We start from the raw sequence: 8,908 nt of genomic DNA, 5'->3' as shown, positions 1-8,908 counted from the left end.
AGCTCGGTCCCGGGGATCCTCTAGAGTCACCCGGAGTTGCCGGCACCGACGACGAGAACGCGGGTGCCGGTGATGTCGGAGGTGTTGCGGTACGACCCCGAGTGCACCTGCGTGCCGGAGAAGTCACGGCTGATCGCGGGCACCTTCTGGTCCCACAGATGCCCGTTCGCGACGAAGACGCCGTCGTAGTCGCGGCTCTCTCCGGTGGAGAGCGTGACGCGCCACCCCGCCGATCCCACGGGTCCGTCCGCCGGGCGGGGCTCGACCGCCACGACGGCGACGCCGAAGACCACCTTCTCGTACAGGCCGTGCGCGCTCGCATAGGCGCCGAGGTAGTCGCGCACCTGATCACGCCGTGGGAAGTGGGGATAGTCCGCCGGCATGGGGAAGCCCTCGAACCCGGTCATGTCGCGCGAGGTGATGAGGTGGAGCGCGTCGTAGTCGGTGTTCCAATGTCCACCGACACGCTCGGACTTCTCGAAGCAGTCGACGTCGTATCCAGCACGGGTGAGCTGGACGACGGCCGACATACCGGCCGCTCCGGCGCCGATCACGCAGTATCGGGTCATTCGGGTGTTCCTTCCTGGGAGGGGGATGTCGCATCGGTGCCGAGCAGGCTCCGTGCCACCGTTCGAAGGGCGTGGTTCCGGGGTTCGGTCGGACGCACATAGCCGCGCGCGGTGGGGGTGACGCCGGCATCGGCGAGCCGCTGCAGCTGCAGCACGTGTTCGAGAGCGAGCCGGTTCGGGTCGATGACGGGGACGTCGCTCGCACCGCCCACGCAGGTGTAGCCGTGCGCGGCGAAGATCGCGCCGAGATATCCGCAGCCGACCACGACGGCGTCCGCGCCGTCATCGACGGCGCGGCGCGCGACGGCGTCGAAGCGTCCGATGAGATCGGTGGGGTCGGTGGCGGCGCGCACCACGTCACGGTGCGTGGAATCCGGCGCGTAAGCGCGCACCGGGCGCGCAAGGAAAGCGGGAGCGCCCCCGAGCTCGCGGATCTCGTCGGCGAACACCGGGGTCAGGCTCTCGGCGACGGTGACGACGGCCGCGCGGCGACTGAGGGTGGAGAGCGCCCGCACGCTCGCCTCGGCGAGGCCGGTGACCGGCACCGACACGGCCGCGCGAACCGACGGCGTCGGCGCACCCCAGCATCCGATGACGATCGCGTCCATGTCGCCGGCGCTCTCCTCCTCCACGGCGCGAGCGAGAACGACGGCGTCGCTGAGCAGACGATTGGGCGCGGTGCGGATGCCGCCGGCGTCCACACCGGCGTGCATGAGGCGGGTGCGCACTCGCCCGGCCGCGAGGGCGTCGACGTAGTCGGCGAGGAAGCGCCACAACTCGTCCAGCGCGCCGTCGCCGACAGTGGCTTCGAGCCAGACCAGCGTCTTCACGCGTACCCCCGGTTCAGGCGGCGCTCGACCCAGACCGACAGCCAGGTCGCGGGCACGGCGATCGCCGCGTAGATGAGACCGGTGAGGGCATACACCCACAGGTACTGGAAGGTGATGGTGCTCACCTGGTAGGCCTGGCTCATCAACTCGTTGACCGAGATCGAGTACGCGAGCGACGTGCCCTGGAACGACATGATGGCCAGGCCCATCAGTGCCGGGATGGACGCGCGCATGCCCTGCGGAAGCACGACCCGCAGGAAGGTCGTCGTGCGCGACAGTCCGAGCGCTGCCGACGCCTCGCGCTGGCCGGCCGGCACCGACTGGATGCCCGAGCGGATCATCTCCGACGAGTAGGCGGCGGCGGTGAACGTGAGACCGATGACCGCGGCCCAGAAGTTCTCGAAGAGCAGTCCGAGGGCGGGCAGCCCGAAGTAGACGATGTAGAGGACCACCAGTGCGGGGATGCCGCGGCCCACCTCGACGAGCACGAGACACGGCCAGCGCACCCACCCGCGTCGGGCCGACACGCCGAGCGCGAAGAGCAGCCCGATGAAGTAGCCGAGCACGACCGACAGCGCGGTCAACTGCAGGCTGACGATGAGGCCCTGGCCCAGCCGTGGCAGGTAGACGGCGAGATCGATCATGCGACGACCCCCGTGCGCAGGCGCGTGTCGAGGCGACGTGCACTGATCGCGATCGGGATCGAGACCACCAGGTACACGGCCGCGGCCAGGAAGAAGGGAACGATGCCCGCGACGGCGGGATTCTGGCGGGCGAACATCGTGGCCTGGAAGACCATGTCGGCGACACCGATCGTCGAGGCGATCGACGAGTCCTTCAGCAGCGACAGCAGGAAGGTCGCCATCGAGGGCAGCGCCGTGCGGAACGCCTGGGGTGCGAGCACCCGGACGAAGGTCGTCGTGCGCCCGAGGCCGAGCGCGGCGGCCGCCTCGCCCTGCCCGCGGGCGACCGTGGCGAATGCGCCGCGGTAGATCTCCGCGAGGTAGGCGCTGGAGATGACGCCGAGGCCGACGACGGCGGCCGACAGCGAGTCGAAGCGGATCGTGCCCAGCTGCACGCCGAAGTAGATGAGAAAGAGCCACACGATCGGAGGGACTCCACGGACGATGTCCACGACCAGTCGCAGCGCCAGACGCAGCGGCGCGACACGCGAACGCAGGCCGAGCATGAGCGGGATGCCGAGGACGAGCCCGACCGCATACGCGAGCGCCGTGACGAGAAGGGTCATCGGGAGGCCGGCGAGCACGAGGAGCATCGCCGCCGAGATGTCGACGCCGCCCATCTCAACGCTCCAGCACGGCGCTCAGGAAGCGCCGGGTGCGCTCTTCGCGCGGATCGGCCATCACCTCGTTCGGCACGCCCTCCTCGATGATGCGCCCGTCGGCCATGACGACCAGGTGGTCGCCGACGTCGCGGGCGAACTGCATCTCGTGGGTGACGACGATCATCGTCATGCCCGACTCGGCGAGTTCGCGCATCACCGCGAGCACCTCGACGCCGACCTCGGGGTCGAGGGCGCTCGTCGGCTCGTCGAACAGCATGGCGCGGGGGTTCAGCGCGAGGGCGCGCACGATCGCGATGCGCTGCTGCTGACCGCCGGAGCAGCGCCCGGGGTGCTGGTGTGCCTTGTCCTTGAGGCCGACCCGATCGAGCAGTGTCAGTGCGCGGGCCTCGGCCTCATCGCGGGAGCGCCCGAGGATCTTCTCCTGGGGAAAGGCGACGTTGCGCAGCACACTCATGTGCGGGAAGAGATTGAACGACTGGAACACCATCCCGACCTGGCGGCGGAGTGCCAGCAGGTCACGATCCGGCACGCGGCGGCCGGCGGTCACGGTCTGCGAGCCGACGGTGATGGTGCCGGCATCCGGGGTCTCGAGGAGGTTCACGCAGCGCAGCAGTGTGCTCTTTCCCGAGCCGGACGGACCGATGAGCGCGGTCACACTGCCCGGGCTCACCGTCATCGAGATGTCGTCGAGCACGAGGTGATCACCGAAGCTCTTGGACAGGTGGGCGATGCTCACGCCGGCGATCGCGAGCTCGTTGGCCTGCGTGATCAGGGGTCGGGACACGGGGTCTCCTCAGGTCCGAGGGGGGACGGGCGGGCGGGGTCGATCGGGGCGGCGGGGGCGTCCGGGGTCGCGCCCCCGCCGCCGTGGTGATCAGCGGATGGAGCCGGCCGCCTTGTCGGCGGGGACGATGAGCGAGTCGGGCAGGTCGTAGCTCGCGTTGAGCTTCGCGAGCGTGCCGTCGGCGCGGAAGCCGTCGATGAGCTCGCTGAACGCATCGGAGAGCGCCTTGTTGTCCTTGTCGATGGGGAAGGCGATCATCGGCTGCGACGTGGTGATCGCGACGCGGTCGTCCTCCTTCGCCGGCTTCACCTGGAAGCCCGTGTCCTTATAGGCCACGGTCGCCACGGCGTAGCCGTCGAGCGCCGCCTGGATGCGACCGTTGAGCAGGTCCTGCTTCATCTCGGCCGTGCCCGGGTAGGTCTTGAACTTGTCGCCGAGGATGCCGGACATGTCGCCCTCCCACGAGAAGCCGGCGCCCGAGCCGACGTTGCCGACACTCTGCAGGGCGGTCACGGTGTCGATGCCGTCCTTGGAGATGATGCCCATCGAGTCGTAGAAGGTCGGGCTGGTGAAGCCGACCTTCTCGGCGCGCGCGGCCGTGACGTACCATCCGCCGGTGATCATGTCGGTCTTGTGCTGCTCGCTGATCATGGGGATGCCGTTGGCGTAGGTGATCGGCACGAAGGCGAGCGCGAGGCACTCGGCATCGGCGAGCTTGCGGACGACGTCGATCTCGAGGCCCGACGCGTCGGTGCCCTTCGTCTGGGTGTAGGGCACGTTCTCGGGAACGCCGACGGTGAGCGTTCCGGCGGTGAAGGTCTTCAGTCCCGCGTGCTTCGGTGTGCAGTCCGAGGCGACGGTGGAGGCGGGTGCGGCGGCGCCGGCGCAGCCGGTGAGCAGCACGGCGACGGAGGCGATGGACACGAGCGCGGTGGCGGCGCGAGCGCGGGTGATGCGGGGCATGGCTTCCTGCTTTCTGGAGTGGTGCTGGATGGGTTTTCGGGTGGGCTGTGGTCAGGTGGCGGTCAGGCCGCCGTCGATCGTGAGGACGGATCCGGTGACGAACGACGAGGCATCGGAGACGAGGTAGCGCACGAGGGGCGAGATCTCCTCCGGTCGAGCCCGTCGTCCCAGGGGGGCACCGGTCGAACTGCCTCCGACGGGCTCGTCGTCGTTCATCGGCGTGTCGACGCCGCCGGGGCAGATCGCGTTGACGCGGACGCTCGGCGCGTATTCGATGGCCGCGACGCGAGTGAGCGCGATGACGGCGGCCTTCGATGCGGAGTAGGCCGCGTAGCCCGCGGTCCCGACCAGCGCCGCGGTGGAGGAGACGTTGACGATGGAGCCTCCCTCGCGCATGAGGGGTGCCAGTGCGCGGATGCCGAGAAAGGCGCCGAGCGCGTTCACCCTGTCGTGCAGCAGCCAGGTCGCGGAGTCGGTGTCGGCGATCCTGCCGTAGCGGAGGATGCCGGCGTTGTTCACAAGACCGACGACGGGTTGCGCCTCGTCCTCGAGCTGAGCGGCCAGCGCGGACCACCCGCCCTCGTCGCCGACGTCCAGCGAGTAGTACCGCGCGTCGGCTCCGCGCTCGCGCAGGCCCGCGGCGACCCTCTGCCCGGCGTCGTCCATGCGGTCGGCCAGAACCAGCGCGTAGCCCGCGTCGGCGAGGGCGGCGGCGTGGGCGGCGCCCTGACCACGCGCGGCCCCGGTGATGACGACGGTGCTCACCGCATCACGTCCGCGCCTGAGAGCACGATCGTCTCCCCGTCGAGGAAAGCGCCGTATTCGGGCTGGGACACGAGCCAGACCCAGGCGGCGATCTCCTCCGGCGTCGCGACGCGACCGAGCGGAATCGACGCCGCGGCGGCCTCCATGCGTCCGGTCGCCGCGTTGCCGGGGGTCGCGACCCAGCCCGGCGCGATGCCGTTGACGCGGATGCCGTCGGGCGCCAGTTCGAGCGCGAGAGCCTTCGTGAGCATGACGACGGCAGCCTTCGACGCACCGTAGAGCAGTTGGCCGCGTGAGACCGTGAACGCATCGACCGACGCGAAGTTCACGACGGAGGCGCCGCGACGCAGGCGTGGCCGGGCCGCGGCGATGACGTTGAGCACGCCGAGCACGTTGATGTCGAAGATGCGCCGGTAGGTCTCCTCGTCGTACGTCGCGAGGGTGGTCGGCGGGTAGACGCCCGCGATGTTGGCGACCACATCGATGCCCTCGTCGCCCGACAGCGCCCCATCGATGGCCGCAACGACCGCGTCGCGGGAGCGGACGTCGGCCACGACGCGCCGGAGGGAGCCGCCGGGCTCGACGTCGGTGTCGGGCCACGCGACGTCGAGGGCGACCACGGTGTAGCCGCGCTCCAGGAACAGCGTGACCGTGCTCGCGCCCATTCCGCTCGCTGCCCCGGTGACAAGGGCGACCGGCGGTGTCGTGGTCTGCATGGGGTGGTCTCCTCGGGTCGGTCGGGCCGTGTAAAACCAGTGGACCATCGACGCACTACCAAGGACAATCCTCAAACCTTTATAGTCAACAGAGGAGAAACCTATGAAAAGGAGGCTCCGTGGCCACTCCCACCGTGCGCCAGCTGCAGTACTTCCTCACCGCTGCCCGGTTGGGAACGTTCTCGGCGGCGGCCGCCGAGCACCACATCGCGCAGCCCAGCCTGTCGGAGCAGATCTCGGTGCTCGAAGCGAGCCTGGGCGTGCGTCTGTTCACCCGCACCACGCGACGACTGCTGCTCACCGATGTGGGCAAGCAGCTCGTGCCCCTCGCCGAGAAGACCCTGGCCGATGTGGACGAGATCGCCGACTTCGGCAGGCGCGTCGGCTCACTCGAAGAGGGCACGGTGCTCTTCGGCACCTTCAACAGCGCGCACCTGTATCTGCTCACCGATCTCATCCGCGAGTTCCATTCCCGGCATCCGGCGGTGAAGGTGAAGGTGACCGGGCTCAACTCCTCCGAGGTCGCCGAGTCGGTGCGAAACGGCGACCTCGAAGCCGGCATCGTCCAGTTGCCGATCGATGACCGACAACTGCGTCTGATCCCCGGAGTCTTCGTCGACCACGTGGTGTACGTGTCGCGCAATCCGGAGCACACCCGCGCTCCGATCGACATCGCGACCCTGTCGACGCGGCCCCTCATCCTCTCCGAGGCCCGGTGGTCGCTCGACGATCCCCTCCGGGTCTCACTGCTCGAGCGGGCGCAAGCGGCGGGAGTTCGACTCGACCCGATCATCGAAGTCGAGTTCCAGACGCACGCCCTCGAGCTCGCGGCGCAAGGGGTCGGCGACTCCCTCGTGTCGTACCACGTGGGGCGATCGGTGATCGCGGAGCGCGGGCTGTACATGGCCCCGCTGACGCCCGCGGTGGAGGAGCACTACGCGTTCGTCACCCGGCGCGCAGGATCGATCTCGCCGGCCACCGCGGCGTTCATGGAGCTCGCGCGCCAGATCCTCGCGGGCCTCCAGGGGCCGGCACCGGCCCCGACCATCGGCTGATTTTTCACGACACGCGTGCGCGCGTGCCACACGAGCGAAACACGCCGCCTCCATGATTGCGGGATGACGGACAACGAGGCGCTCTCGCGCATGGATCCCGAGGATGCCCGCGAGAACGCGCGCGAGCTGACGGGAGATCGCACCGAGGCTGCGCAGGACTTCTCCAGCGAGGACGCCGGGTACCACAAGACGCTGCGCCCACGACAGATTCAGATGATCGCCATCGGCGGCGCCATCGGAACGGGTCTGTTCATGGGCGCCGGCGGCCGCCTCGCCTCCAGCGGCCCCTCGCTGATCCTCGTCTACGCCGTGTGCGGCTTCTTCGCCTTCCTCATCCTGCGCGCGCTCGGCGAGCTGGTGCTGCACCGCCCCTCGTCGGGCTCCTTCGTCTCGTACGCCCGCGAGTTCTACGGCGAGAAGCTCGCGTACGGCGCGGGGTGGATGTACTTCCTCAACTGGGCCATGACCTCCATCGTGGACGTCACCGCCGCGGCCCTGTACGTGAAGTTCTGGGCGCAGTACTGGCAGCCGTTGCAGCAGGTGCCGCAGTGGACGATCGCCTTGATCGCCCTGGTGGTCGTGCTCTCACTCAACCTCGTGAGCGTCAAGCTGTTCGGCGAGATGGAGTTCTGGTTCGCGCTCATCAAGGTCGCCGCGCTCGTCATCTTCTTGATCGTCGGGACCTGCTTCCTGATCTTCAACGGCGCGACCGATGTCGGCGCCACGGGCTTCAGCGTCATCGCCGAGAACGGCGGCCTCTTCCCCATGGGCTTCGTCGCGCCGCTCCTCGCGATCTCCGGCGTCGTGTTCGCCTACGCCGCGATCGAGCTCGTCGGCACCGCCGCCGGTGAGACCGCCAACCCGGAGAAGGTCATGCCGAAGGCGATCAACACGGTGGTCTTCCGCATCGCGATCTTCTACGTCGGCTCGATCCTGCTGTTGTCCCTGCTGCTGCCGTTCAGCACCTACGAGGCCGGGCAGTCGCCCTTCGTGACGTTCTTCTCGCACATCGGCTCGCCCGAGACCGGCGCGATCGCAGGTTCGGTCATGAACTTCGTCGTGCTGACCGCAGCCCTGTCGAGCCTCAACGCGGGCCTGTACTCCACCGGTCGCATCCTCCGCTCGATGTCGGTGAACGGCTCGGCGCCCGCCTTCACCGCGAAGATGAGCAAGAACGGCGTCCCGTACGGCGGCATCCTGCTGACGGCCGCCATCACCCTCGCGGGCGTCGGCATCAACGCGCTGTGGCCGTCGCAGGCGTTCGAGATCGTGCTCGAGGTCTCGGCTCTCGGCATCATCGGCGGCTGGGCGACCATCATCCTCTGCCAGCTCAAGCTCGTGAAGTGGGCGAAGCAGGGCACGCTGCAACGGCCCTCGTTCCGCCTCTTCGGCGCCCCGTTCACCTCATACCTGACGCTCGCGTTCCTCGCGTTCGTGCTCGTCACGATGGGCTTCTCGGAGACCGGCCGATGGGTGCTCGCCTCGCTCATCGTGCTGATCCCCGCGCTCATCGTCGGCTGGTTCGCCGCGCGCGGCAAGATCCAGGCCGCCGTCGCGGCACGGGAGGGCTACACGGGCACCTACCCGGTGATCGCCGAGCGCCCGGCGACAGAGGCGGCCAAGCGGCGCCGTTGATCGAGGAGGGGCACGCGGCGCCGACCTGGCAGACTGGGCGCATGCGTCGCTCCCGGACTCCGCGCGTCGCGCGGGGTGCGATCGTCGCCTCCGTCGCGACGTTCACGGCGCTGCTGTCGCACGTCGTCGCGGGCGGCGCGGTTCCGGGGCCGCTCGGCATCCTCGCCCCGTGGCTGCTCGCACTCATGGCATCGACGCTGCTCGCCGGCCGCTCCCTCTCCTTCGCGCGGCTCGGCGCGAGTGTGGTGCTGAGCCAGGCGCTTTCCACACGCTTTCTCATGGCGC

At 69.3% G+C, this 8,908-nt stretch carries 10 protein-coding genes and 1 pseudogene; 3 read left to right on the top strand and 8 right to left on the bottom strand.

Going from position 1 to position 8,908, the window contains the following annotated elements:
* Positions 1-26: 26 nt before the first annotated feature.
* The 8 genes from I5I_RS14265 to I5I_RS14230 form a co-directional block, all read right to left on the bottom strand.
* Entirely contained in the window at positions 27-569 is a 543-nt protein-coding gene (locus I5I_RS14265; RefSeq protein ID WP_036321235.1) for a flavin-containing monooxygenase, read from the bottom strand.
* Positions 566-1,399: an aspartate/glutamate racemase family protein gene (locus I5I_RS14260; RefSeq protein ID WP_036321231.1), complete on the bottom strand. Its 834-nt coding sequence runs from the start codon at positions 1,397-1,399 to the stop codon at positions 566-568. Before I5I_RS14260 ends, I5I_RS14265 begins: the two co-directional genes overlap by 4 nt.
* The gene (locus I5I_RS14255) at positions 1,396-2,043 is read right to left on the bottom strand and encodes an amino acid ABC transporter permease (RefSeq protein WP_036321229.1); all 648 of its coding nucleotides are present in this window, start codon (positions 2,041-2,043) and stop codon (positions 1,396-1,398) included. The genes I5I_RS14260 and I5I_RS14255 overlap by 4 nt, the downstream gene beginning before the upstream one ends.
* The gene (locus I5I_RS14250; protein WP_036321228.1) at positions 2,040-2,702 is read right to left on the bottom strand and encodes an amino acid ABC transporter permease; all 663 of its coding nucleotides are present in this window, start codon (positions 2,700-2,702) and stop codon (positions 2,040-2,042) included. Before I5I_RS14250 ends, I5I_RS14255 begins: the two co-directional genes overlap by 4 nt.
* A 1-nt stretch (position 2,703) precedes the next feature.
* A complete protein-coding gene (locus I5I_RS14245) occupies positions 2,704-3,489 on the bottom strand; it encodes an amino acid ABC transporter ATP-binding protein (protein WP_275574473.1) in 786 nt (261 codons plus the stop codon).
* Positions 3,490-3,579: 90 nt separating this feature from the next.
* The gene (locus tag I5I_RS14240; protein WP_036321226.1) at positions 3,580-4,452 is read right to left on the bottom strand and encodes a substrate-binding periplasmic protein; all 873 of its coding nucleotides are present in this window, start codon (positions 4,450-4,452) and stop codon (positions 3,580-3,582) included.
* A gap of 51 nt (positions 4,453-4,503) precedes the next feature.
* Positions 4,504-5,217 (bottom strand): SDR family NAD(P)-dependent oxidoreductase, encoded by a 714-nt coding sequence (locus tag I5I_RS14235; RefSeq protein ID WP_036321224.1) that lies wholly within the window; start codon positions 5,215-5,217, stop codon positions 4,504-4,506.
* Entirely contained in the window at positions 5,214-5,933 is a 720-nt protein-coding gene (locus I5I_RS14230) for an SDR family NAD(P)-dependent oxidoreductase (protein ID WP_036321222.1), read from the bottom strand. Before I5I_RS14230 ends, I5I_RS14235 begins: the two co-directional genes overlap by 4 nt.
* A gap of 119 nt (positions 5,934-6,052) precedes the next feature.
* Here I5I_RS14230 and I5I_RS14225 point away from each other — a divergent pair, with 119 nt between their 5' ends.
* From I5I_RS14225 to I5I_RS14215, 3 genes and pseudogenes are all read left to right on the top strand, one after another.
* Entirely contained in the window at positions 6,053-6,988 is a 936-nt protein-coding gene (locus tag I5I_RS14225; protein WP_036321221.1) for a LysR family transcriptional regulator, read from the top strand.
* A 63-nt stretch (positions 6,989-7,051) separates the two neighbouring features.
* Complete coding sequence (locus tag I5I_RS14220) at positions 7,052-8,623, top strand: amino acid permease (RefSeq protein ID WP_036321219.1); 1,572 nt, start codon at positions 7,052-7,054, stop codon at positions 8,621-8,623.
* A gap of 41 nt (positions 8,624-8,664) precedes the next feature.
* Positions 8,665-8,908: pseudogene (locus tag I5I_RS14215) on the top strand (hypothetical protein); the annotation flags it as partial.

It is taken from the genome of Microbacterium sp. B24, from assembly GCF_000333415.1.
In the GTDB taxonomy this organism is placed as follows: domain Bacteria; phylum Actinomycetota; class Actinomycetes; order Actinomycetales; family Microbacteriaceae; genus Microbacterium.
The sequence above is the reverse complement of the archived record's forward strand: the minus strand, read 5'-3'. Positions and strand labels throughout refer to the sequence as shown.

What these genes read in the sequence shown, in the direction of transcription:
- I5I_RS14265 (WP_036321235.1), bottom strand. Translation starts at nt 569, where the DNA reads ATGACCCGATACTGCGTGATCGGCGCCGGAGCGGCCGGTATGTCGGCC.
- I5I_RS14255 (WP_036321229.1), bottom strand. Translation starts at nt 2,043, where the DNA reads ATGATCGATCTCGCCGTCTACCTGCCACGGCTGGGCCAGGGCCTCATC.
- I5I_RS14250 (WP_036321228.1), bottom strand. Translation starts at nt 2,702, where the DNA reads ATGGGCGGCGTCGACATCTCGGCGGCGATGCTCCTCGTGCTCGCCGGC.
- I5I_RS14240 (WP_036321226.1), bottom strand. Translation starts at nt 4,452, where the DNA reads ATGCCCCGCATCACCCGCGCTCGCGCCGCCACCGCGCTCGTGTCCATC.
- I5I_RS14230 (WP_036321222.1), bottom strand. Translation starts at nt 5,933, where the DNA reads ATGCAGACCACGACACCGCCGGTCGCCCTTGTCACCGGGGCAGCGAGC.
- I5I_RS14220 (WP_036321219.1), top strand. Translation starts at nt 7,052, where the DNA reads ATGACGGACAACGAGGCGCTCTCGCGCATGGATCCCGAGGATGCCCGC.